The organism is Streptomyces sp. NPDC055962 (genome assembly GCF_042270185.1).
In the GTDB taxonomy this organism is placed as follows: domain Bacteria; phylum Actinomycetota; class Actinomycetes; order Streptomycetales; family Streptomycetaceae; genus Streptomyces.
Genome location: NZ_JBHJYN010000006.1, coordinates 123,520 through 146,566, shown reverse-complemented (window position 1 = coordinate 146,566; position 23,047 = coordinate 123,520). Strand labels below are relative to the sequence as shown.

Here is a 23,047-nt window from a genome sequence, read left to right as displayed (position 1 = left end):
TGCCCCGGATGGCCGAAGGGTAGTGCTGGCGCCGACAGGACCGGTCCGCGCGTGGACCGCGCGGAGTTCTCGGAAAGGCCGGACGCACATGGCACAGCCCTTCTCACTGCCGGACTTCTACGTGCCGTACCCGGCACGTCTCAACCCCCATCTGGAGGCCGCCCGAAGCCATACGCGGGAGTGGGCGCGCGGGATGGGGATGCTGGAGGGCTCCGGCATCTGGGAGGCGGAGGACCTCGAGTCCCACGACTACGCACTGCTGTGCGCGTACACCCACCCCGACTGCTCGGCCGAGGCCTTGTCCCTGGTCACCGACTGGTACGTGTGGGTCTTCTTCTTCGACGACCACTTCCTGGAGCTGTTCAAGCGCACTCCGGACCGTGACGGCGGGAAGCGGTACCTCGACCGGCTGCCCGCCTTCATGCCGATGGAGCGGGGCGCGGTGGCCCCGGAGCCGACGAATCCGGTGGAGGCGGGGCTGGCCGACCTCTGGGCCCGGACCGTGCCGTCCATGTCGGACGCCTGGCGGGCCCGGTTCGCCGAGGCCACGGAGAATCTGCTCAACGAGTCGCTGTGGGAGCTCGCCAACATCAACGAGGGGCGTATCGCCAACCCCGTCGAGTACATCGAGATGCGCCGCAAGGTGGGCGGGGCGCCCTGGTCGGCGGGCCTGGTGGAGTACGCGGCCGGCGCGGAGGTCCCCGCCGCGGTGGCGGATTCCCGGGCGCTGCGGGTGCTGCGGGACGCCTTCTCCGACGGCGTGCACCTGCGCAACGACCTGTTCTCGTACCAGCGCGAGGTCGAGGACGAGGGTGAGAACAGCAACGGCGTGCTGGTCCTGGAGAAGTTCCTGCACTGCTCGACCCAGGACGCGGCCGAGGCGGTCAACGACCTGCTCACCTCGCGACTGCAGCAGTTCGAGAACACCGCCCTCACCGAAGTCGGTCCGCTGTGCGCGGAGAAAGGGCTGACCGCCGACGAGACGGTGGCTGTCCTGGCCTACGTGAAGGGGCTCCAGGACTGGCAGTCCGGCGGCCACGAGTGGCACCTGCGCTCCAGCCGCTACATGAACGGCGGCGGTGCGGGCGAGAGCGTGCCCGGGTTCGGCATGTCCGCGGCCTCGATCAGGCTCACACCCCGCTCCGAATCGCTCCGCCGGCGCAGCCACACCCATGTCCCCTACCAGCGCGTCGGTCCGTCGCTGCTGCCGGACTTCGACATGCCGTTCAGCACGACGCTGAGCCCGCATCTGGACGGCGCGCGCGTGCGCATCGTGGACTGGTCGCGCCGGATGGGCCTGCTGGAGGCGCAGCCCGGTGTGCCGGGTTCGCACATCTGGGACGAGCAGCGGCTGATCGCGGCCGACCTGCCGCTCTGCGCGGCCGGGCTGCACCCCGACGCCACCGCGGAGGAGCTCGATCTGTCCTCGGGATGGCTCACCTGGGGCACGTACGGTGACGACTGGTTCCCGGTGGTGCACGGGCGGACCAGGGATCTGTCCGGGGCTCGGCTGGCCAACGAGCGGCTCACCCTGTTCATGCCCCTGGACGGTTCGTCGGTGCCGGAGCCGGTGAACGCCCTGGAACGCGGTCTGGCCGATCTCTGGCGGCGGACGGCGGGGCCGATGGACGAGGGCGGACGCCGGACCTTCCGGGAGTCGGTGGAGTCGATGACGGCGAGCTGGCTGTGGGAGCTGGCGAACCAGGCGCAGAACCGCATTCCCGATCCGGTGGACTACATGGAGATGCGCCGCGCGACCTTCGGTTCGGACCTGACGATGAGCCTGTGCCGGCTGGGTCACGGCAGGAAGGTCCCGGACGCGGTCTACCGCAGCGGCCCGATGCGTTCCCTGGAGAACGCTGCGGCGGACTACGCCTGCCTGCTCAACGACCTGTTCTCGTACCAGAAGGAGATCGAGTACGAGGGCGAGGTGCACAACGGCGTCCTGGTCGTGCAGAACTTCTTCGGGGTGGACTACCCCACGGGGGTCGCCATCGTCGACGACCTGATGAACTCGCGGATGCGCCAGTTCCAGCATGTGGCCGAGCGGGAACTTCCGGTGCTCTACGACGACTTCGATCTGGACGCGGAGGCGAGAGAGGTCCTGGCCGGCTACGTGCTGGAGCTCCAGCACTGGATGGCGGGGATCCTGATCTGGCACCGGGACTGCCGGCGCTACCGCGAGGAGGACCTGCGCCGGGGCAACTCCGCCCCGTGGCACCTCAAAGGCCCCACGGGGTTCGGCACCTCGGCAGCCCGGGTGACGCTGCCGCTGACGGCGCAGGGACGTTTCAGCCCTGCTGGAACAGCTCCGCGGGAAGTGGCTTCAGCAGGGCGTACAGATCATCGGTGATCGGCCGGTCCCAGCTGGCGATGGTGACGAGCACGCCGTCGCTCCGGTCGAACTGGACGCAGGAGATCCGGCTCTCGGAGAGCTTGACACGGCGCACGATCAGCAGGCTGTCGCCCTGCATGACGGGCACGTCCTCCGCTCCGGTCACTTCGACCGGCTCGTCGTTCTCGAGCGCCAGGAGCAGCTGGGCGACCTCGAAGGGGACCTGCCCCTCCTCGGTCTCGCGGGCCGGTGAGCCCTCCGGGAGGTTACCGATGATCATCGCGGGGCCGCGGCCGCCGAACAGGTCGTAGCGCAGGAAGACGCCCTGACAGCTCCCGTCGGGGGCGGGGAGCAGACCGGCGCCGAGGTTGCCGGGCCAGTCCCCCGGGTCCATGGCCAGGACGTCGAAGTCCGGGCCCGCGGGTGTGGCGGCGCTACGGCGGCGGAGGAAGGACATGAGGCCATGTTACGTGTCCCGGCTCACGTTGCGGAGCCGGGCACTCCTACACGGACTCCGCGGCCAGCGTCTCCAGCACCCGTACCGCCTCGGTCGCCCGCGCGTACGGCACGAACAGGTGGTCGTGGTGGAATCCGGCGACCACGTTGCAGCTGATCCCCGCGTCCGTGAGGGCCAGGGAGACCGCCGCGGTCAGCCCGACCGCGTCCAGGGCGGAGTGCACACGGAGCGTGATCCAGGCGGAGACGAATTCGTACGCGAGTCCTGACGCCATGGCGTGCGCCTCGGGGACGACGAGAGTCAGTCCCTCCTCCTCGGACACGGTGACGACCGGGGCGACCCCGGCGGGCACCTCACCGCCGGGCACGGTCGTCCACGCGTAACGGCCGGGCTTCAGCTCGGGCCGCAGGCCGCGCAGGAGGGTTCGGAGATCACGCTCGCCCGTCATGGGGCCAGGCTACGGCCGTGCCGGAGCCGACGCGTCCTCGGCCGCCCGAACGCGGCCCTGCGCCCTCCGGTTCCCGCGCGAGTAACCCATTCAGGCACGCCATGTATCCATACGCTCACCTTGCGTGGCACCGGGGGTTGATCACCCATAGCTTCGGCTCATGAGCAAAAGACACATGAAATGCCTGGCGGGTGTCACCGTCTCCGCAGCTACGGCGCTCGGTCTCGCGGCCGTCCCCTCCACCGCGTCCGCGCCCCGTGACCTCGTGGTGCACCCGGGCGGCTCGATCCAGCGCGCGGTGGACGCGGCACGGCCCGGCGACACCGTCCTCGTCGAGCCCGGCACGTACCGCGAGAGCGTTCTGATCACCACGCCGGGTCTGACCCTGCGGGGCACCGGTGGCCGCACGGTCATCTCGCCGGCGGCCGGACCCGCGAAGACCACGGCCCCGAAGACCACGAAGGCGGCCAAGGCCGCCAACGCCTGCGCCACCGGCGGCAACGGCATCTGCGTGGTCGGCACCAAGGGTCACACGGTCGACGACGTGAGGATCCGCGCGCTGACCGTCTCCGGCTTCACCAAGAGCGGCGTCTGGGCGTCCTGGACCGACGGGCTCAGCGTCCGCGGGGTGACCGCCCGGAAGAACGGTACCTGGGGCATCGCCCAGGAGCGTTCGACCCGTGGTGACTTCCGTCGCAACACCGCCACGGGCAACGGGGACGCGGGGATCTTCGTCGCCAACTCGGTCAGCGAGGAGGGCGGGGCGACCGACACCAAGGGAACGGTCGTCCTCGACAACGCGGTGACCGGGAACCGTATCGGTGTCACCGCGCGCCGGGTGAGGAACCTCGTCGTCGACGGCAACCTCCTCGCGGGCAACTGCAGCGGGGTCTTCGTCGTGGGTGACGAGTCCAAGCCCGCTGCCGGGGCGATGACGATCAGCGGCAACCGCATCCTCGAGAACAACAAGTTCTGTCCGGCGACCCCGCGCCTGTCCGCGATCCAGGGCTCCGGCATCGTCCTCACCGGCAGCGAGGCCACGGTCGTGCGGGACAACATCGTCCGCGACAACGTCGGCACGACGCCGCTCTCCGGCGGCATCCTCCTGTTCAAGAGCTTCGTGGGCGCACTCAACACGGACAACGACATCAGCGGGAACCTCGTCCGGGGGAACAAGCCGGCCGACCTCGCCAACCGCGACACCGCGGGCAAGGGCAACACCTTCGTCAGCAACACGTGCGGGACGTCCGTCCCGGCCGGCATGTGCGCCGGATGACGGCTCACCACCGCACAAGGAGAAACGAGACGGTATGACCACCGTGAGTCCCACCCCCGACACCACGCCCGCCTCCACCCCGCTCGCCACCTCCCAGGTGTCCGCCGCACCGGCCACCCCGCCGCCGTCCATGCGGCTGCGGGAGCTCGCGTTCGGGGCGGCCTGCGCCGCGGCCGTACGCGCGGCGGCCAGGCTGGGCGTCGCCGACGCGCTGGGCGAGACGCCGGCATCGGCCGCCGAACTGGCTCTGGTCGTGGACGCCGAGCCGGTGCCTCTGCAGCGGCTGCTGCGCGCGCTCTGCTGCTACGGGATCTTCAGCGAGACGCCGGAGGGCACGTTCGTCCACTCGGAGATGTCCCGGCTGCTGCGGGAGGACGACCCGAACAGCCTCCGCTACATCGCCCTCTGGTGCACGGAGCCCTGGACCTGGGAGGTCTGGCCCCGGCTCGACGACGCCGTGCGCTCCGGCGCCAGCGTCTTCCCGGAGGCTTTCGGCAAGGGCTTCTTCGAGTACCTCCACCAGGACGCGGGCGAGTCCGCCCAGGTGTTCAACCGGGCGATGACGACGTCCAGCACGCAGTCCGCCCAGGACGTGGCCGACCTGCTGGACCTCACCGGGGTGTCCTCGGTCGTCGACATCGGCGGCGGTCAGGGGCACGTCCTCGCGAGCCTGCTGGAGAAGCACCCCTCGGTGCACGGGACCCTCCTGGACCTGCCGGGTGTCGTCGCACGCGCGGACGCCAGGCTGCGCGACGGCGGCCGGCTCGCCGACCGCGTACGGATCGTGCCCGGGGACTGCCGTGAGGACGTCCCCGTCGAGGCGGATCTCTACATCATCAAGAACATCCTCGAGTGGGACGACGAGAGCACTCGCCGCACCCTGCGCAACGTCGTCGCAGCCGCGCGCCCCGGCGCCCGTGTGGTGATCATCGAGAACCTCGTCGACGACACCCCGTCGATGCGGTTCACCACCGCCATGGACCTGCTGCTCCTGCTGAACGTCGGGGGCGCGAAGCACACCCGGGAGAGTCTGGTCGGGCGGATGTCCGAAGCGGGCCTGCGGGTGGGCGAGATCCACCCCGTCAACGCGTACCTGCACGCCTTCGAGTGCGTCGTGCCGTAACGCGGGCCCCGGCGAGCACGGAGATCGCCCCGGGTCCGGTACTCACGTACCGGACCCGGGGCGATCGTCGGTGTGTCAGGCGGAGCCGTCGCTCTGCCACCGGTAGAACTGCTGGGCCATCGCGTCCTTCGGACCGCGCCAGGTCTGCGGGTCGTACGGACTGACGAAGGCGGTCAGCCGGTCGCTGATGGCCTTGAACTCCGGGTGTTCCGTCACCTTGGCGATCTCCGGGCCCGGGGGCCTGTCGGACTCGATCAGGTGCAGGTACACGTCGCCGAACTGGAACAGGGTGCGCCTGTTCACGCCGACGAGGTGGGGCAGATCGGTGTTGTCGGACGCCGCGAACAGGTCGGCGATGTCAGGGGCCGACCCGGGCGCCATCCGGGCGACAATCAGTGCGTGGTGCATCCGGCTGCCTTTCGGACGTCAGTTGGCGGGGACCGCCGCGGAGCGGCGCTCACGGTCGCGCTGTTCGATCTTGTCCCGGATGAGCTCCAGCTGGACGCGCGAGTTCCGGTTGATGTTGTCCGTCATCCACGCGTCGTCGACCGGGGCGTCGGGGCGCATCGCGAAGTCCTGGCGCCAGTGCATGCGCGTGCCGCCCGGGACCTCCGAGTACTCCCACCGGATGTCCATGTGCTGGAACGGACCGGGCTCGACACGGCGGGCACGCACGTTGCGGCCCTGGCGGTCCGTGGTGCGCTCGGAGACCCAGCTCCAGACCTTGCCGTTGTCGTCGGGGTGCATCGTGAGGCGGAAGGTCGTCTTCTGGCCCTCGCGCTTCATGACCTCGACGGCCGCGTACTCGCTGAACAGCTGCGGCCAGTTCTCGAGATCGTTCGTCATGTCCCAGACGAGGTCCAGGGGGGCGGCGATGGTGATCTCGTTCTCGGTGTGTCCGGACACGTCAGACTCCTGTCACTGGGGTGTTGTTCACGAGGTCGAGAAACTCGCCCGGCGTCTTGCACCGGTCGGCGTCGGCCGGCAGCGGGCGGCCGTACCGGTTCTCGAGCGCGGCCACGATGCCGAGCAGCCCGAGCGAGTCCAGGCCGTACTCGTCGAAGGCCGAGCCGGGACGGCCGGCCATCTCCGCCGGGTCGACCGTGAGGCCGGCGCCGTTCTTCATCAGGACGGCCAGTTCTTCGTAGGTCAGCTGAGCGGTCATGAGGGACTACTCCTTCTCGGTGCGGGTATCGGTGGGACGGCGCAGCACGAGGGCCGAGTTCGAGCCCATGAGGCCGCGGCTCAGCACGAGCGCCGTGCGCAGTTCGGCGGGGCGCGCCCGCCCGGTGACGACGTCGAGGTCGTGGCAGACCTCGAAGACGTTGGGCGTCGGCGGGATCAGCCCGTGCTCCATGGCGAGCACCGCGGCCGACGTGTCCAGCACGGGGGCTCCGCAGTAGGCGCGGCCGGTCCCGGTCTTGGGCACCGTCACCGGCACCCGTCGTCCGTGCGCTCCCAGGGCGTCGGCGATCGCCAGCGCCTCGGCCCGGTCCGCCGCGGGGACGCCGAGCCCGTCGGCGAAGACCACGTCGATCTCCTCCGGGGCGCAGCGCGCTTCCCGCAGCGCCCCTTCGATCGCCCGGGCCAGACCCGCGCGGGACTCGTCCCACCGTGCCGCGCCGGTGAAGGTCGCGGCGTGGCCGGCCAGTTCGGCCCTGATCCTGGCGCCGCGGTCACGGGCCGCCGTCTCCTCCTCGACCACCAGCATGGCTCCGCCCTCGGCCGGCACGAAGCCGCAGGCGTCCGCGGTGAACGGCCGGTAGGCGCGGGTGGGTTCCTCGCAGAGGCTGAGGTCGTCGTAGCCGAGCTGGCAGACGACCGAGTACGGCGCGAGGGGTGCCTCGGCCGCGCCGACGACCACGGCGTCCGTGCCCCGCCGGATGGAACGGGCGGCGTGCATGAGCGCGTCCAGGCCGCCGGCCTCGTCGCTGGCCACGACGGCGCACGGGCCCTTGAAGCCGCCGCGGATCGAGATCTGGCCGGTGCTGGCCGCGTAGAACCAGGCGATGGACTGGTAGGGACCGACGAAGCGGGAGCCCTCCCCCCACAGCCTCTGCAGTTCACGCTGGCCGAACTCACCGCCGCCGGATCCGGCGGCGGTGACCACGCCCACCTTGAACGGCTCGCCCTCGTAGTCCGCCCGCCCGAGCCGGGCGTCGTCCAGGGCGAGGTCGGCCGCGGCCATCGCGTAGTGCGTGAAGCGGTCGGTCTGGACGAGGAAGCGCTCCTCGATGAACGCGACCGGGTCGAAGTCCCTGACCTCGCCCGCGACCCGCAGCGGGAGATTCTCGCAGCCCTCGCGTGACACGAGGTCGAGAACGCTGACGCCTTCCTGGGTCTGCTTCCAGAAGGCACCGGCGCCCGTCCCGTTGGGGGCGACGACGCCGATCCCCGTGATGACGGAGCTGCGGTGCGCCGGACTTACGGGGGTTTTCATGAGGTCCTCCCGCCTGATCGGGTCATGGCGACGGCGGACTGGAACCCGCCGAAGCCGCTGCCGACCGAGAGCACGCTGCGCAGCTTGAGAGGCCGTGCGGTGCGGGGTACGTAGTCGAGATCGCATTCGGGGTCAGCGGTCTCGTAGTTGGCCGTCGGTGGCACCGTCTGGTGCTTGAGGGCCAGGACGCACGCGGCGATCTCGATCGCCCCGATGGCGCCGAGGGAGTGGCCGACCATCGACTTGATCGAGCTCATCGGGACCTTGTACGCGTGGGCGCCGAGAGCCCGCTTCACCGCTGCCGTCTCGTGCCGGTCGTTCTGCTTGGTGCCCGAGCCGTGCGCGTTGACGTAGTCGACCTGCGATCCGTCGAGCCGGGCGTGTGCGAGGGCGGTGTTGATGGCCTCGGCCATCTCCAGTCCCTCGGTGGTCAGCCCGGTCATGTGGTAGGCGTTGCCGAACGTGGCGTAGCCCGATATCTCGCAGTAGACGGTCGCCCCGCGGGCGCGGGCGTGCTCCAGCTCCTCGAGTACGAGGACGGCTCCGCCCTCGCCCATCACGAAGCCGTCCCGGCGGGCGTCGAACGGCCGGGAGGCGTGCTCCGGGTCGTCGTTGTTCGCCGAGGTCGCCTTGATCGCGTCGAAGCAGGCCACCGTGATGGGGGTGATCGGCGTGTCGGAGGCGCCGGCGACACAGATGTCGACCCGGCCCTCCTCGACCGAGTGGAAGGCGTACCCGATGGCGTCGAGGCCGGAGGTGCAGCCGGTCGACACCGTCTGCACCGGCCCGTGCGCGCCGACCTCCTCCGCGACAGCGGAGGCGAGGGTGCTGGGCGCGAACGCCCGCTCCAGGTGGGCGCCCGCGGGCCGGTGGTCGACGTCCCAGCGCGAGCCGCTGCCGCTGACGGCGACGTAGTCGTGCTCCAGTCGGGTGGTGCCGCCGACCGCGGTACCGAGGGAGACCCCGATGCGCCAGGGGTCCTCCCTCTCGAGGTCGAGGCCGGCGTCGCCCAGCGCCTCCCTGGCTGCCACCAGGGCGAACTGGATGTACCGGTCCGACCGGGCGATCAGCTCCGTGTCCAGGCCGTGGGCGACCGGGTCGAAGTCGCACTCGGCGGCGATGCGCGAACGGAACTCCGCAGGGTCGAACAGGGTGATGCCGCGTGTCGCGGTACGGCCGTTCGCCAGCAGGTCCCAGAACGCCGGGGCTCCGATGCCACCGGGGGCGACGACGCCGACCCCGGTGACGGCCACGCGCCGGGTCATGAGGCGGCCCCCGTTCGTTCTGGCGGCGCGTAGCCGTCACCTGGGGTCGCCGTCTCCGTGACTTCGGTGTCCACGTGACCCAGCTCGGGGCGCGGGGCGAGCGGGCCGAGGTGGAAGACCATGCGCGCCTCCACGTCACCCACGTTGCGGAAGCGGTGGCGGACGTGCGGCGGGATCAGCAGACCCTGGTCGGGCCGCATCGGGTGCGGCTCCCCGTCCAGGTCCACTTCGAGGAGCCCGTCCACGACGTACACGAATTCCTCGGAGTACGGGTGGTAGTGCTCGCCGATGCGGTCACCGGGGGCGACGATGGCCAGGCCCATGAAACCGCTGGTGGCGCCCACCGCTGTGGGGGTGAGCAGGGCGCGCAGGTCGCCTCCGCGCCTGCGGTTGGGCTGAGTCTCGCTGAGGTCCACGATGCGAGGCCGGTGGGTGGTCATGGCTGTTCTCCTCCAGGCACGTTGTGCGGTGTGGCGGCAGCACGGGGAGGCCGTGCTGCCGTTGACACGGTCAGGTCTCGGTGGCCCGACGGTCGGTGATCAGGTTCATCTCGGCCTGCGCGAGGAAGCGCGCGGCTTCCGCGTCGGTCGTCGGCAGACCGTTCGCACCGCCGTCGAGCAGCCGGCCGAGCATGGCCGCCTTGCGGTGACCGCCGATGCCGAGCGCGTGGGCGGGCTTGGCGTCGAGCGGGCCGACCACTTCGAGGAGCCGGACCACGATGTCGTCGCGCTGGAAGATCGTGCTGCTCTCGATGGGGCTGGACGCGTCGTTCGCCGCTTCCTCGTCCTGGCCGGCGAGCAGCCGGGCCAGGGCCATGCCACAGCCTTCCTTGGCCTGGTAGAAGAGCGAGTGCCGCTGGACTTCGTCGGCGGCGTGACGCCCCGCCGTCACGTGGTGGACGGTCGGGAGTGCGGCCCGCGTGAAGAACATCCGCGCGGAGTCGGGGTCGCTGAGGTCCCGGTCCTGCTCCAGGTACGGGTTGATGGCCTCCTCGACGGACCTGACCTCCGGCTGACGGGAGACGTGCCGCAGGGCCGCCATGAGGTCGCCCTCGACCTCGACGGCCCGCACGACACGGTTCCCGTGCATGAAGAGCGAGGTGCGGCGCAGCCGGGTGTTCTCGTCGACGCGGGCCTGCGGGGAGTCGTAGTCGGAGAGGATCTTCGCGACCATCTCCTCCGTCCCCGGCTTCACCGTGAAGGTGAGCGCGTGACGGACGACGCCGTCGCCCAGCCGCGGTGCGGACTGGAGATTGCGCTTGGCGGGCTGGGGCGTGCCCTCGAACGCGACGCCGGTCTCCCGCAGGACGCTGAAGCGGAGGGACCGCGTGTCACGTACGCAGCTGTGCAGCGGCTGCACCGTGGCGACGTGCTCCTCGCTGTTCACCCAGGCGAGGAAGGGCGGTGCGCTCTCCCACTCACTGGTGATGAGCCACTGCGACGGATTCTCGATGGACTGGCACAGCTGGTCGCTGATGTGTCCGGGGATCGAGGCCACCTGGTTGCGCATGTGCTCGTACGCCTCGAGGAACTGGTTCTGGGCGCCGTCGTGCAGGTCCAGCAGCAGTATGACCCGGAGCCTCGAACCGTCGAAGGCGGACTGAGATATCCGTTCCGAGAGGGTTGTCATCTTTCGCTCTCCTTCGAGACGGTGCGGTGGCCACATCCCGTGGTCCCTCGTCATCCGTCGGTTTCGGTGGAAGCGGCACAGGTCTCTGTCCGCGGCACGTGACATCCGCCCCCGCATCGCGGGCATCGCTCCCGCGACTGATCGTGGAACGCTGGTACGGGCGGCGCGAGATTTATGAACCGTTCAGGTGAGGCGCCGTCCGAAGCCCGGCCGAAGGCCTCCCGCGAGGGCATGGACACTGCATCCGTCATGCGTCCGAGCTGGAGCAACTGATGAACGAGAACGTCGACCTACGCGTACCGGTCCTCATCGTGGGCGGCTCCCTGGTGGGCCTGTCCACGTCCCTCTTCCTGAGCCGGCTCGGCGTCCGCCACCTGCTGGTGGAGAAGCACAGCGGCACCTCCACCCACCCGAGGGGGCGCGGCAACAACGTCCGCACGATGGAGGTCTTCCGGGCTGCGGGCGCCGAGCAGCTGATCCGGGACGCCGCATCCGTGCTCGCGGAGAACCACGGCATCCTCCAGGCCGGGTCGCTCACCGGCGACGACCAGGAGTGGCTGTTCAAGGAGATCGACCCGGGTGGCGGGCTCGCCAGGTTCAGCCCGAGCGCCTGGTGCCTGTGCAGTCAGAACGACCTGGAGCCCGTGCTCGTGGACCACGCCCGCGCGCAGGGCAGCGAGCTGCGGTTCTCCACCGAACTGCTCACCTTCGAGCAGGACGCGGACGGGGTCACCGCCGTGGTGAAGGACCGGGAGACCGGGCAGCAGACCACGGTTCGCGCCGACTACCTCGTCGCGGCCGACGGACCGCGCAGCCCGGTCCGGGAGCGGCTGGGTATCGGCCAGACGGGTCCGGGTGACCTCTTCCACAACGTGAGCATCACCTTCCGTTCGCGGCGGCTCGCCGCCGTGGTGGGTGACCGGCGGTTCATCGTCTGCTATCTGACGGCCCCGGAGGCGGACGGGGCGCTGCTGCCCGTGGACAACGAGGAGCAGTGGGTGTTCCACGCCCCGTGGCAGCCCGACCGGGGCGAGACCCTGGAGGACTTCACCGACGAGCGGTGTGCGGACCACATCCGCAGGGCGGTCGGAGCACCGGACCTGGACGTCGAGATCACGGGCAAGGCTCCGTGGCACGCGGCGGAGCGGGTGGCCGAGCGGTACGGTTCGGGCCGGGTCTTCCTGGCCGGTGACTCGGCCCACGAGATGTCCCCCACCGGTGCGTTCGGCTCCAACACCGGCATCCAGGACGCGCACAACCTGGCGTGGAAGCTGGCCGCCGTGCTCGACGAGGTGGCCGGGCCGGGGCTTCTGCGGACCTACGAGGCGGAGCGGCTGCCGGTGGCCCGGGCCACGAGTGCGCGTGCGTCGGCCCGTTCGGGAGAGCACAGCCACCCGGGATTCGCCGGTGCGCCCGGGCCGGGCGGCGGTCGCAAGGGCGGCATGCTCACGGTCGCGCTCGGCTACCGCTACGTACGGGGTGCCGTCCTGGACGTGGACCCGGACCTTCCGGTGGTCCCGGAGGGCATGGGCCTGACGGGCGAGCCGGGCACCCGGGCACCGCACATGTGGCTCGTCCGGGACGGCGGACGCCTGTCGACGCTGGACCTGTACGAGAGGTCCTTCGTGGTGCTGTGCGACGCCCGGTACCCGGAGTGGCGTACGGCGGCGGAGGCGGTGGCGAAGCGCCTGTCGATCCCCTTGGACGCCTTCGGGATCGGTTCCGCCCCCGGCGCGGACCTCCAGCCCGAGAACGGGGCCGACTGGGCCGCTGCGCACGGCACGTCCGCAGAGGGCGCCGTGCTGGTGCGCCCCGACGGATTCGTGGCCTGGCGCTCCGAGGGCGCGGCGGCGGACCCGGAGGCCACGCTGTACGAGGTCATGCTGACCCTGCTCCACCGCGGCTGACGACGGGTGCGGCGGCGGGCCCGCCCGGGGCCCGTCAGCCGACGCCGAACGCCCTGAGGGCCGCGAGGAAGGCCTGCGGGTTGTCGGTGTGCACGAGGTGGCCGGCGTCGACGGACACGTACTGTCCGCCGGGTATCTGCTGTGCCATCCAGGTCAGTTGGTCCTGGTCGATATGGCTCCGGGAACCACCGACGACGAGCGTCGGAGCGATGATGTCGCCCAGACGCTCCCGTCCGGCGGGGTCCGGTGCGTTCATCTGGACGTCGATCGAGGGGACGACCTGCCAGTCGAAGTCGAGCTCTCCCTCCGGACGCTCGGCCCGCGGCCGGGGCGGGTCGAGCGGGAGCAGGGCCGGAGCGTCCTCGATGACGAGGGTCCCGATCATCGCGGGGTGCCGCTCTGCGAGCAGCAGGGCGGCCGCTCCGCCCATGGAGTGCCCGATCACCGTGGCCCCGGACAGGTTGCGGGCCTCCAGGAAGGCGTGCAGGTCGTCGCGGAAGAACTCGAACGAGTAGCGGCCCGGCCAGTCGCTCAGGCCGTGGCCACGGAAGTCCAAGGCGTAGACCCGGTGGCGGGCCGCGAGCTGTCCGGCGACCCCGGCCCAGTCCAGGCTGCTGCCGCCCCGTCCGTGGGCGAGGACGACGGGCGGGGCGGAGGGGTCGCCCCAGGTTCGGTACGCGAGGCGGATGCCGCCCGCCTGCACGCTGCTGACGCCCGGGTCCAGGAAGGCCGTGACGGCACGGACGAAGGCTCCGGGGTCGTCCATCCACGGGAAGTGGGCCGCGCCCTTCTGGACGACGAACTCGGCGTGGGGGAAGAGCGCGGCGAGCGCGGCCGCACGGTCCGGGCTCGGGCCGCCGTCGTACTCCCCCGCCAGGACGAGCACGGGAACCGGCAGCTCCCGGAGGGCGGCGACCGTGGCGTCGGTGTCGAGTCCGTCCTCGGGGTAGTAGAGCGCCCCGGCCTCGGCGTTGCGCTGCGCGGGGGATTCGGCGGCGTGCGCCTGGGCCGCGGCATCCCAGCGGCCGTACATGAACGGCCGGATACCGGCCCATGCCTCGGGCGTGGCACGGCCGGCCTGGATCTCGTCCAGCGCGGCCCTGGCCCCGGAGTACCAGGGTTCGCCGGCGCGCAGCTCGGCGGCCTCGCGCCGGTCCTGGTCGGTGGCGGCAAGACCCAGGACGCCCGTCCCGGGCGTGACGAGGGTGAGGGAGCGCAGTCGCTGCGGATACGCCGCTGCGTAGAGCGCCGCGAGTTCACCGGAGGCGGAGTGGCCCAGCACATCGGCCTGCTCGATCCCGAGGTGCGCGCGGAGGGCTTCGACGTCCTCGACGAGCCTGTCGACGCGGTAGCTCGACGGGTCCTGCGGGACCGCGGAGTCGCCGGTACCGCGCAGGTCGAGCAGCACCAGTTGCCGTACGCGGGACAGACCGCCGAGGTCGCCGAAGTAGCGTGCGGCGCGCATGGGCCCGCCGGGCAGGCAGATCAGTGGTTCGCCCTCGCCCACCAGTCGGTAGGCGAGGGTGGTTCCGTCGTACGTGCTGAAGATCGGCATAGCTGTCATCCAAACAGGGCGGGTGTCACTTTGCAGGGGCGTACGCCCTCAGCGAATCAGGTGACCGCGGTCCCTGCCAGGAGCGGGGCGGCGGCCCGGCGGGCCTGGTGTGCGAGTTCGGGCGTTCCGGAGGGGGCCGCGGTGACGATCGCGCCTTCCGCGCGCCGGACGATCGCGGCAGCGCATTCCTCCGACTGCCCCGCGGCCACGACGGCTACTCCGGACTCACCGAGCTCGGGTTCTGACCAGGAGTTGTCCACAGGCGACGCCTCCCCCTTGCCAGAACCCCCCACCTCCTGAATTACTGCTACCAGGAGGCGACCGAACGGTCGGTCGCCGGTCGGTGAGGGGATGATCCGTATGACCGCACCGCTGGACGCCGGCGAGCGGCTCGACCGCGGAGAGCTCGAAGCCCTGCAGCTGGAGCGGCTCCGGGCGACTTTGCGGCACGCCTACGAGAACGTCGGTTTCTACCGTGCGTCCTTCGACAAGGCGGGGCTGCGACCCGAGGACTGCCGGACGCTCGCGGATCTCTCCCGCTTCCCGTTCACCGTCAAGGCCGACCTGCGCGACAACTATCCCTTCGGGATGTTCGCCGTCCCCGAGGACCAGGTGCGGCGGATCCACGCCTCCAGCGGCACGACCGGCCGGCCCACGGTGGTCGGATACACCGATCGCGACCTGCACACCTGGGCGGACGTGGTCGCCCGGTCGATCAGGGCGGCGGGCGGGCGACCGGGGCACAAGGCCCATGTGGCCTACGGGTACGGGCTGTTCACCGGGGGCCTCGGCGCCCACTACGGGGCGGAGCGCCTGGGCTGCACCGTCATTCCGGCCTCCGGAGGCATGACGGCGCGCCAGGTGCAGCTGATCCAGGACTTCCGCCCCGAGATCATCATGATCACACCCTCCTACATGCTCACCCTGCTGGACGAGTTCGAGCGCCAGGGCATCGATCCCCGGACGACGTCACTGAAGGTGGGCATCTTCGGTGCCGAGCCGTGGACGGAGCAGATGCGCGGCGAGATCGAGGAACGGTTCGCCATCGACGCGGTCGACATATACGGGCTCTCGGAGGTGATGGGGCCGGGCGTCGCTCAGGAGTGCGTCGAGACCAAGGACGGCCTGCACATCTGGGAGGACCACTTCTATCCGGAGGTCGTCGACCCGTTCACCGGTGAGGTCCTGCCGGACGGGGAGGAGGGCGAGCTGGTCTTCACCTCGCTCACCAAGGAGGCCATGCCGGTGATCCGCTACCGGACCCGGGATCTGACGCGGCTGCTGCCGGGTACGGCGCGCACCTTCCGGCGCATGGAGAAGGTCACCGGGCGCAGTGACGACATGGTGATCCTGCGCGGGGTGAATCTCTTCCCCACCCAGATCGAGGAGATCGTGCTCCGGACCCCGGGGGTGGCTCCGCACTTCCAGCTGCGGCTGACCCGGCAGGGGCGGATGGACGCGCTGACCGTGCGGGCGGAGGCACGGACCGGTGCGACGACGGACGAGCGGGAGGCGGCAGCCCTGTCGATCGCGGCTGCCGTGAAGGACGGGGTCGGCGTGAGTGTGGGGGTCGAGATCGTCGACCCGGAGACTCTGGAGCGTTCGGTCGGCAAGATCAGGCGGATCGTCGACCTCAGGGAGGGCACCTGAGGGGATCACGGGAGTGGGATGGCCGGAGGGCATCACCGGAGGGAGGCCGCCCGAGGCGGGCGTGTCAGGATGGTCAGCGCGTCGCGGTCAGAGCTGCGAACACCACGACGTTGTCCTCATATCCGGCCTTCTTGCTGTACGGGCCACCGCAGGTGATCACCCGCAGTTCGGGCCGGGCCGAGCGGCCGTAGACCTTCGCGTCGGGGAAGTGCTTCTTGTCGTAGACCTCGACGGCGTAGACCGTGAACAGGGCGGTGCGCTGATCGGCCCGCGCGACCTCGATGACAGCGCCCTTGCGCACGGAACCCAGCTCGTGGAATACCCCGCGCCCCAGGCGCGTGTCGACATGGCCCGTGGTGATGGCGGTTCCCGTGGCGCCCGGTACGGTGCCACCCGCGTACCAGCCGGTGAGCACGGGGTTGTTGTCGGGCGGAGGCTCCAGGGCTCCCGCAGCGTCGAGTCCCAGCTCCATCATGGGTGCGTCCACCTCGACCGCCGGGATCCGCATCCGGAGCGGGGTCGAGGGCGGGAGCGGGTCCACTGAGGGACGCGAGGCGGGGGTGCCGACAGGATCCGGACCGGTGCCCTGGGCCTTCGACGCGGGGCTCGTGGGAACGGGGGTGGCCGGGACGGGCTGTGCCGGCAGCGGGCGCAGGGGCGCCGGACGGACGGGGGGCCCGGGCAGGAGAAGCGGTGGCGCGGAGAGGCGCCCCGTCGAGAAGGGAGGCTCGGGGAGGAGGCGTTCCGGAACAAGGTAGGCGGGGGCCCGGAAGGACGGCACGGACACCGCCGGGCGGATCCCGGACGGTGCCGGCGCGGCGGGGACGGCAGCCGCCGGCTCAGCGGCGGAGGCACCGGAGGCGGGTGGCTGCGGCGGTGTGTCGTCACGCAGTCCGCCGACCACGAGGGCGGTGCCTGCCACGAGGGCCCAGACCAGGTGCTTGACCGCCGGGAACGGCTGGGGTGACGGGGTACTGACCCTGCGTCCGGTATCCATCGCGTATGCCTCTGCTTCGCAGCGGGTGGGGTGGGGTGCCCGCGGGACCGGTGCGGCGTGCTCGGGCCCGCGGACATGTGTCGCACGGTCAGGAGCGGGCCTCGGCGGTCCGGCGGCGCAGCCTGAGCACTCCCCCGGCCACGGCGCCGGCCAGCAGCACGCTTCCCAACGCGAGCTGCGTGCTCTGGTCGGTGGGGGATCCGAAACCGGCGTCGACACCGCCGGAGGGGGCGCGGTCGGCGATCTCGTACGTGTCCGTGATCTTGATCCGCGGAGGGCACTTCACGGTGACGGTGTCGGTGCCCGGCTCGGTCCCCCTGGGGATCTCGAACACACCGACGAGCACGCCCTTGCGGTCGCCCTCGAAGAGGTGGAAGGCTCCCGCGGCCTCCGACGTGCCCTTGCCGTAGGTCTCCTTGCCGCAGGCTCTGGTGCTGACGGTCACCTCGGAGCCGGGTGAGGCCTTCGCGGGGCTGATGCGAATGGTCAGGTCGCCTGAGGGTTCGGCCGCCGCCTCAGCGACCGGGGCCGCGAATGCGAGGGAGCCCACGGCCAGACAGATACCCGCACCGATGCGTGTGTTGCGCATGAGGAATCCTCCAACGGGAGCAGGGTCCGGCCGGTCTGGGCGGCTCCTCTGCTGTGTCTTCGAGGCAACCGACAGTCCGTCACCCACGCAACACGAGGCCCCGCCCACCACGTCACCCACCCAGGCGTGAGGTACCGTCACCCGCCGATCGTTTACGCAGGTCACCCGATCCGGGTCCGGAGCTGAGGCAGAGTCACGCCCAGGACGGCGAACGGGCTAAGGAGCCGTGCGCACCAGCGGTGCTCCCGGGCCCGTCGATCCCTGGCCGTCGGCCATGGCCTGCCGTCCATGAGCGGAGAGCGGTTTCCGCGGAGCCTCGTGGCGGAACTGGGGTGGGATGCGTGCCGGCGGGCTGCTGAGCCGGGAGACTTCGGCCGGAGGAGCGGCCGACGGGGGGCCGTACCTCCGCACACCGACACGGAGGCCGTCCCTCCGAACGCCCGTGGGAGCCGTCCGTCCACACACCGACGTGGGGCCCGTCCCTCAGCGCACCGCCGGTGGGCAGGCTCCGCCACGCACGGCGGTGAGAGAGGCTGCCTGGTGGGGACAGCGCCCGCCGCGCACGGCCGGCGCGGGCACGGCCCGTCCGCGCTGCCGGTGGACCGTGCCCTGCCCGGTGCCGTCAGGAGAGCTGGTCCCGCAGCTCCCGCTTGAGGATCTTTCCGCTGGCGTTGCGGGGGAGCTCGTCGACGAACAGCACCCGCTTCGGCGCCTTGAAGTGGGCGAGCCGCTCGCGGACGTGCTCGATGAGATCGCTTTCCGACGCCTCACCGCGGCGCACCACGATCGCGGTGACGGCTTCGATCCAGCGCTCGTCGGGCAGTCCCACCACGGCCGCCTCGGCCACCGCGGGGTGGGTGTAGAGGGCATCCTCCACCTGCCGGGACGCGACGAGCACGCCTCCCGAATTGATGACGTCCTTCACACGGTCGACGACGGTGAAGTAGCCCTCGGGGTCACGCACGGCGAGGTCGCCCGAGTGGAACCAGCCGTCGCGGAATGCCTCCGCGCTCTCCTCGGGCTTGTCCCAGTAGCCCTGGCACAGCTGTGGAGACCGGTAGACCACCTCCCCCGCCGTGCCGTCGGGCACCTCCTTGCCGTGCTCGTCGACCACCTTGGCCTCGACGAAGAGCACGGGCCTCCCGCAGGAGTCCATCCGCCCCTCGTGCTCGTCGGGTCCGAGGACCGTGGCAAGGGGGCCGATCTCGCTCTGGCCGAAGCAGTTGTAGAACGCCAGGTCCGGCAGGCGCTCGCGCAGGCGCTCCAGGACGGGCACCGGCATGATCGAGGCGCCGTAGTACGCCTTGCGCAGTCCGTCGAGCCGCCGCGTGGGGAACTCAGGGTGGTTGGCGAGCCCGATCCAGACGGTCGGCGGCGCGAAGAGGCTGTCCGCCCGGCCCGATTCGACCAGGTCGAAGATCAGACCGGCGTCCGGGGCGTCGAGGATGGTGTTCTCTGCGCCCACGGCGAGGTAGGGCAGCAGGAACACGTGCATCTGGGCGGAGTGGTAGAGGGGCAGTGAGTGCACCGGCCGGTCGGTGGCACGCAGATCGAGCGCGGTGACCGCGCTGACGTACTCGTGGACCAGAGCTCCGTGCGTCATCATCGCGCCCTTGGGCTGGGCTGTCGTTCCGGAGGTGTACAGCAGCTGGACCAGGTCGTCGGCGCCCGGTTCGCGTGCGGGGGTGAAGGGGCGCGGCGTGTCCAGTTCGCCGAGGAGCGAGTCCGGCGCGTCGCGCAGTGCCCGCGAGGCAGTGCCCTCGGGCAGGCGCGGGGCGAGGTCGGGGTCGGTGAGCACGAGGGCGCTGCCCGACTGACGGAGGATGTACGCCAGGTCCTCGCCGGTGAGGTTCTGATTGACCGGCACATGGACCAGTCCGGCCCGGGCGCAGGCCAGATAGGCGATCAGATACGCGTCGGAATTGTGGGCGTAGGAAGCCACCCGGTCACCGGGGCCGAGCCCGTGTCCGGCGGTCAGCACCGTGGCCGCCGTGCTGACCGCCTCGTCCAGGGCTGCGTAGGTCCAGGACCGCTCGGCGTACCGGACCGCGGTCCGTCCCGGGGTGCGGCGTGCGCTGCGCGTCACAACGCCGTCCACTGTGCTGCTGCGTACACCTGTCATGGCGTGATCCTGTGTGGCGGGTCGCCACGGGTCAAGGGCCCGGCACGTCTGTGTCGGTCCGGACCCCGGGGGCGGCGCCGGCTATGACCCGCAGCGCACCGGACGATCGCTGTCCGCGAGCGATGCCTGCCTGACGGTGTATCAGTTTCTTGTTCGCCGGGGACCTCCCGCCGACGACGCCGGTGACAGTAACCTCTGCTTCGGCAGGAAGTTTCATCACCGTACGAGATTTCGAAAGTTACTTTCACACGGTGCTTTCGACGTGAGGGGAAGGGGTTCCGGATGGCCGGAGACGTGTCGGAGCGAGGAATGAGCCGTCGGAGGCTGGGCGGCGGGATACTGGCGCTGGGCGGGGCATTCGCCCTCGCTCCCATTCCCTTCGCCGGGGCAGCGGGAGCGGCGGCGGGGGCCGGGCGGGTCACGGAGCCGGCCGCCGGCGGGACACCATCGGCAACCGGGACGGGCATGGGATCAGGGCGGAGCCGGCCGACACTGCGCCGCGGATCTCCGGCGCGTGCGGGACTGCTGGCGGACCAGCTCGACCTGCTGGTCACCGATGCGGAGAAGTACCTCGACGCCTCCCCCGCACATCCCTGGTACGCGGGCGCCGTCCTTCTCGCAGGACGGGGCGGGACCGTGGCGCTGCACCGGCCGATCGGGAAGGCGCTACGCTACTCGGCGTACGACGAGACGACCGACACCGGCGTGGAGTTGCCGCCCGACCAGCAGATCTCGATGGCCGAGGACACGGTCTTCGACCTGGCCTCGGTGTCCAAGCTGTTCACCTCGATCCTCGCCGTGCAGCAGATCGAGCGGGGCCGGCTGGAGCTCGAGGCCCGGGTCGCCTCGTACCTCCCCGACTTCGCCGGAGGTGGCAAGCAGGACGTCACCGTCCGCCAGTTGCTGACGCACACCTCGGGCTTCCGGGCCTGGATCCCCCTCTACAAGGAGCCGACCCGCGAGGGGAAGCTGCGTCTGATCTGGGACGAGGTACCGGCCTCGGCACCCGGTACGAAGTACCTGTACTCCGACCTCAATCTCATCTCCCTGCAGCTGATCCTTGAGAAGATCACCGGCCGCACCCAGGACGTCCTGCTCCGCGACGAGATCACCGCTCCACTCGGGATGCACCGCACCCGGTACAACCCGCCCGCCTCCTGGAAACCGAAGATCGCAGCGACCGAGGACGCCCGGCTGCCCTGGTCGGGACTGGAGCGCGGGTTGATCCATGGCGAGGTGCACGACGAGAACGCGTACAGCCTGGGCGGGATCGCGGGGCACGCGGGCGTCTTCTCCTGCGCCTGGGACCTGGCGGTCCTGGCCCGCACCCTGCTGAACGGGGGCTCGTACGGAAGGTCCCGGATCCTGTCCGAGGAATCCGTGGAGCTGTTGTTCACCGACTTCAACACCGCGTTCCCGGGCGACGAGCACGGTCTGGGCTTCGAGCTCTACCAGCACTGGTACATGGGCGCGATGGCCACCCCGCGCACCGCGGGCCACACGGGCTTCACGGGTACGAGCCTCGTCCTCGACCCGACGACGGACTCCTTCCTGATCGTCCTGGGCAACTCCGTCCATCCGGTGCGCAACTGGCGCTCGGGCAGCGCGCCGCGGGTGGCCACGGCCAACCGGATGGCACGGGCGGTGCCCGTCCGCCCGTCCCGGGGCGGCACCGCCTGGTTCTCCGGCATGACGAGCGCCGCGACCGCGACGCTCACCCTTCCCGCGCTGCGCCCCGTGTCCTCACGTGCGTCACTGAGCTGCGGCCTCTGGTGGGACACCGAGCCCGCTTCGGATGTCCTCCGGCTGGAGGCCTCGACGGACTCCGGAGCGACGTGGCAGCCCCTGGGATTCACCACGGTGCCGACGGAGGGCGAACACCCCCGGGAGCCCCACCCGCATCCGGACGGTTCGGTGACGGGCTGGTCGGGGCGCCTGTGGCACCGGCTGGAGGCCGACCTGAGCGCGCTGCGAGGCACTGAGGCGCGGCTGCGATGGCGTTACACCACCGACCAGTTGTACGTGGGGCGCGGGGTGTACGTCGACGGCATCCGGGTCGAGGACGGCGGCCGCACACTCTTCGACGAGCGGAGGGCCGGCGACGCCCGTCGTGTCGAGGCGACGGGCTGGACGGTCTCCGCCGACTGACCGCTCGCGGCAGGACGGCGGGCCCGAATGACCGCTTGCGGCTGGACGGAGGGCCCGAAGCCGCTCCCATCCGCTGAACTCCCCTGGTGCGGCGGTGTGCGGACCGGCGAGCCCGGATCCGCACACCGCCCGGGGACCGTCGACGGCGGAGCGCGGACGGCTGCGGCACGGCACGGCACCTGATCAGGCGCCCGGGAAAATCCCGGCGAGGGCGTTGACCGTGCCCATAGAGTCCTGCCTCGATGAAGAGACGAGTGCAGTTCACCGAGCAGGTTGCGCGGTTCCGTGACTACATGCCGACCGAAGATCGAGAAACGTTCCTGCGTCTGGTCGGCAGAATCGCAGCCGATCCAGAGGGCGCCGACAGTCATCTCACCTATACGACCGACACAGTGACCCGCTCGGTCTGGGAGAACCACGTCATGGTCCAGTACGTAGTGACGAGCTTCTACGTGGTCTTCATCGAGCTCGACATCTACGACGCGTCGCGTGGCTTCAACGAGGTGTAGCCGGCCGCGCGAGGGCGCCGATCGGTGATCGGCGCCCTCGCGCGGGTCGCGTACCGCCGGGCGAGGCAGTGGCCGCAGCACCTCACCGGCTGAGCATGTCCCTCCGTGCACAGGTGGGTACGTTCATGTGTACGGGGGCAAGGGTGCAAGGCGGCGTCACCCCCGGCACCGACCCGACCATCTTGTCCGAACCCATGGGCCCCCGCGACGTCAGGACCCTGCCCGCGGGGCGCTACACCGGCCGGGCTCGACCACCACCGTGCCGACAGTGCCGCACGGGATGAGCGTGGAGGAGGACGGGCGCCCCGTCGGCACGGTGGTGGTCGAGCCCGGCCGGACGCTGCTCGACGCCGGACTCGCCGCGGGGCTGCCGATGCCGCACTCCTGCACGATCGGGAACTGCGGCGAGTGCACGGTGCGGCTGCGCGAGGGGGAGGTCACGCAGGGCGAGCCGAACTGCCTCACACCCCGGCAGAGAGCCGAGGGTTACGTACTGACGTGCATGAGCTGCCCCCTGTCGAAGGTCACGCTCGACATCGCGGACCCGTGACCGCCGAGCGGGCGTGCGCATGCGGGCCTGCGGGCCTGCGGGCCTGC

General features: G+C 71.0%; 22 protein-coding genes. 8 read left to right on the top strand and 14 right to left on the bottom strand.

Annotated features, from left to right (window positions below; all coding sequences use genetic code 11):
* Nucleotides 1-88 precede the first annotated feature (88 nt).
* Entirely contained in the window at nt 89-2,353 is a 2,265-nt protein-coding gene (locus tag ACFC51_RS19240; RefSeq protein ID WP_376529789.1) for a germacradienol/geosmin synthase, read from the top strand.
* Here the strand turns inward: ACFC51_RS19240 and ACFC51_RS19235 are convergent.
* A complete protein-coding gene (locus tag ACFC51_RS19235; RefSeq protein WP_329225291.1) occupies nt 2,292-2,792 on the bottom strand; it encodes a hypothetical protein in 501 nt (166 codons plus the stop codon). The genes ACFC51_RS19240 and ACFC51_RS19235 overlap by 62 nt on opposite strands.
* A gap of 46 nt (nt 2,793-2,838) precedes the next feature.
* On the bottom strand, nt 2,839-3,240 hold the full coding sequence (locus ACFC51_RS19230) for an ACT domain-containing protein (protein ID WP_376375835.1): 402 nt from the start codon (nt 3,238-3,240) through the stop codon (nt 2,839-2,841).
* 160 nt (nt 3,241-3,400) lie between these two features.
* Here ACFC51_RS19230 and ACFC51_RS19225 point away from each other — a divergent pair, with 160 nt between their 5' ends.
* A complete protein-coding gene (locus ACFC51_RS19225) occupies nt 3,401-4,516 on the top strand; it encodes a nitrous oxide reductase family maturation protein NosD (protein WP_376529788.1) in 1,116 nt (371 codons plus the stop codon).
* Between the two features lie 34 nt (nt 4,517-4,550).
* On the top strand, nt 4,551-5,639 hold the full coding sequence (locus tag ACFC51_RS19220) for a methyltransferase (RefSeq protein WP_376375831.1): 1,089 nt from the start codon (nt 4,551-4,553) through the stop codon (nt 5,637-5,639).
* A 75-nt stretch (nt 5,640-5,714) separates the two neighbouring features.
* On the opposite strand, the gene ACFC51_RS19215 is transcribed toward ACFC51_RS19220, so the two are convergent.
* From ACFC51_RS19215 to ACFC51_RS19185, 7 genes are all read right to left on the bottom strand, one after another.
* Entirely contained in the window at nt 5,715-6,047 is a 333-nt protein-coding gene (locus ACFC51_RS19215) for a TcmI family type II polyketide cyclase (RefSeq protein ID WP_376380053.1), read from the bottom strand.
* 18 nt (nt 6,048-6,065) lie between these two features.
* The gene (locus tag ACFC51_RS19210) at nt 6,066-6,545 is read right to left on the bottom strand and encodes an SRPBCC family protein (protein ID WP_329225302.1); all 480 of its coding nucleotides are present in this window, start codon (nt 6,543-6,545) and stop codon (nt 6,066-6,068) included.
* 1 nt (nt 6,546) lies between these two features.
* The gene (locus ACFC51_RS19205; RefSeq protein WP_329225303.1) at nt 6,547-6,804 is read right to left on the bottom strand and encodes an acyl carrier protein; all 258 of its coding nucleotides are present in this window, start codon (nt 6,802-6,804) and stop codon (nt 6,547-6,549) included.
* Between the two features lie 6 nt (nt 6,805-6,810).
* Complete coding sequence (locus ACFC51_RS19200; RefSeq protein ID WP_376380048.1) at nt 6,811-8,079, bottom strand: ketosynthase chain-length factor; 1,269 nt, start codon at nt 8,077-8,079, stop codon at nt 6,811-6,813.
* A complete protein-coding gene (locus ACFC51_RS19195) occupies nt 8,076-9,344 on the bottom strand; it encodes a beta-ketoacyl-[acyl-carrier-protein] synthase family protein (protein WP_376380045.1) in 1,269 nt (422 codons plus the stop codon). The genes ACFC51_RS19200 and ACFC51_RS19195 overlap by 4 nt, the downstream gene beginning before the upstream one ends.
* Nucleotides 9,341-9,784, bottom strand: a complete 444-nt coding sequence (locus ACFC51_RS19190; protein WP_376380043.1) for a cupin domain-containing protein — start codon at nt 9,782-9,784, stop codon at nt 9,341-9,343. The genes ACFC51_RS19195 and ACFC51_RS19190 overlap by 4 nt, the downstream gene beginning before the upstream one ends.
* A 70-nt stretch (nt 9,785-9,854) precedes the next feature.
* Nucleotides 9,855-10,973, bottom strand: coding sequence for a SchA/CurD-like domain-containing protein (locus ACFC51_RS19185; protein WP_376380040.1), 1,119 nt, complete (start codon nt 10,971-10,973; stop codon nt 9,855-9,857).
* Nucleotides 10,974-11,245: 272 nt separating this feature from the next.
* On the opposite strand from ACFC51_RS19185, the gene ACFC51_RS19180 reads away from it, so the two are divergent.
* Complete coding sequence (locus ACFC51_RS19180) at nt 11,246-12,880, top strand: FAD-dependent oxidoreductase (protein WP_376380038.1); 1,635 nt, start codon at nt 11,246-11,248, stop codon at nt 12,878-12,880.
* Between the two features lie 34 nt (nt 12,881-12,914).
* Here ACFC51_RS19180 and ACFC51_RS19175 read toward each other — a convergent pair whose 3' ends face one another.
* Together ACFC51_RS19175 and ACFC51_RS19170 are read right to left on the bottom strand one after the other, a co-directional pair.
* Complete coding sequence (locus ACFC51_RS19175; RefSeq protein WP_376529786.1) at nt 12,915-14,435, bottom strand: alpha/beta fold hydrolase; 1,521 nt, start codon at nt 14,433-14,435, stop codon at nt 12,915-12,917.
* Between the two features lie 56 nt (nt 14,436-14,491).
* On the bottom strand, nt 14,492-14,695 hold the full coding sequence (locus tag ACFC51_RS19170) for a hypothetical protein (protein WP_376529784.1): 204 nt from the start codon (nt 14,693-14,695) through the stop codon (nt 14,492-14,494).
* 100 nt (nt 14,696-14,795) lie between these two features.
* Between ACFC51_RS19170 and paaK the strand changes: the two genes are divergently transcribed.
* Nucleotides 14,796-16,085, top strand: a complete 1,290-nt coding sequence (gene paaK, locus ACFC51_RS19165; protein ID WP_376529782.1) for a phenylacetate--CoA ligase PaaK — start codon at nt 14,796-14,798, stop codon at nt 16,083-16,085.
* A gap of 73 nt (nt 16,086-16,158) precedes the next feature.
* On the opposite strand, the gene ACFC51_RS19160 is transcribed toward paaK, so the two are convergent.
* From ACFC51_RS19160 to ACFC51_RS19150, 3 genes are all read right to left on the bottom strand, one after another.
* Complete coding sequence (locus ACFC51_RS19160; RefSeq protein ID WP_376529780.1) at nt 16,159-17,082, bottom strand: class F sortase; 924 nt, start codon at nt 17,080-17,082, stop codon at nt 16,159-16,161.
* An 88-nt stretch (nt 17,083-17,170) separates the two neighbouring features.
* Nucleotides 17,171-17,671: a sortase gene (locus ACFC51_RS19155; RefSeq protein WP_376529778.1), complete on the bottom strand. Its 501-nt coding sequence runs from the start codon at nt 17,669-17,671 to the stop codon at nt 17,171-17,173.
* A 622-nt stretch (nt 17,672-18,293) separates the two neighbouring features.
* A complete protein-coding gene (locus tag ACFC51_RS19150; protein WP_376529776.1) occupies nt 18,294-19,793 on the bottom strand; it encodes an acyl-CoA synthetase in 1,500 nt (499 codons plus the stop codon).
* A 282-nt stretch (nt 19,794-20,075) separates the two neighbouring features.
* On the opposite strand from ACFC51_RS19150, the gene ACFC51_RS19145 reads away from it, so the two are divergent.
* From ACFC51_RS19145 to ACFC51_RS19135, 3 genes are all read left to right on the top strand, one after another.
* Nucleotides 20,076-21,941, top strand: a complete 1,866-nt coding sequence (locus tag ACFC51_RS19145; protein ID WP_376529775.1) for a serine hydrolase — start codon at nt 20,076-20,078, stop codon at nt 21,939-21,941.
* Nucleotides 21,942-22,195: 254 nt separating this feature from the next.
* A complete protein-coding gene (locus ACFC51_RS19140; RefSeq protein ID WP_376380015.1) occupies nt 22,196-22,450 on the top strand; it encodes a hypothetical protein in 255 nt (84 codons plus the stop codon).
* A gap of 280 nt (nt 22,451-22,730) precedes the next feature.
* A complete protein-coding gene (locus ACFC51_RS19135; RefSeq protein WP_376529773.1) occupies nt 22,731-23,000 on the top strand; it encodes a 2Fe-2S iron-sulfur cluster-binding protein in 270 nt (89 codons plus the stop codon).
* Nucleotides 23,001-23,047 lie beyond the last annotated feature (47 nt).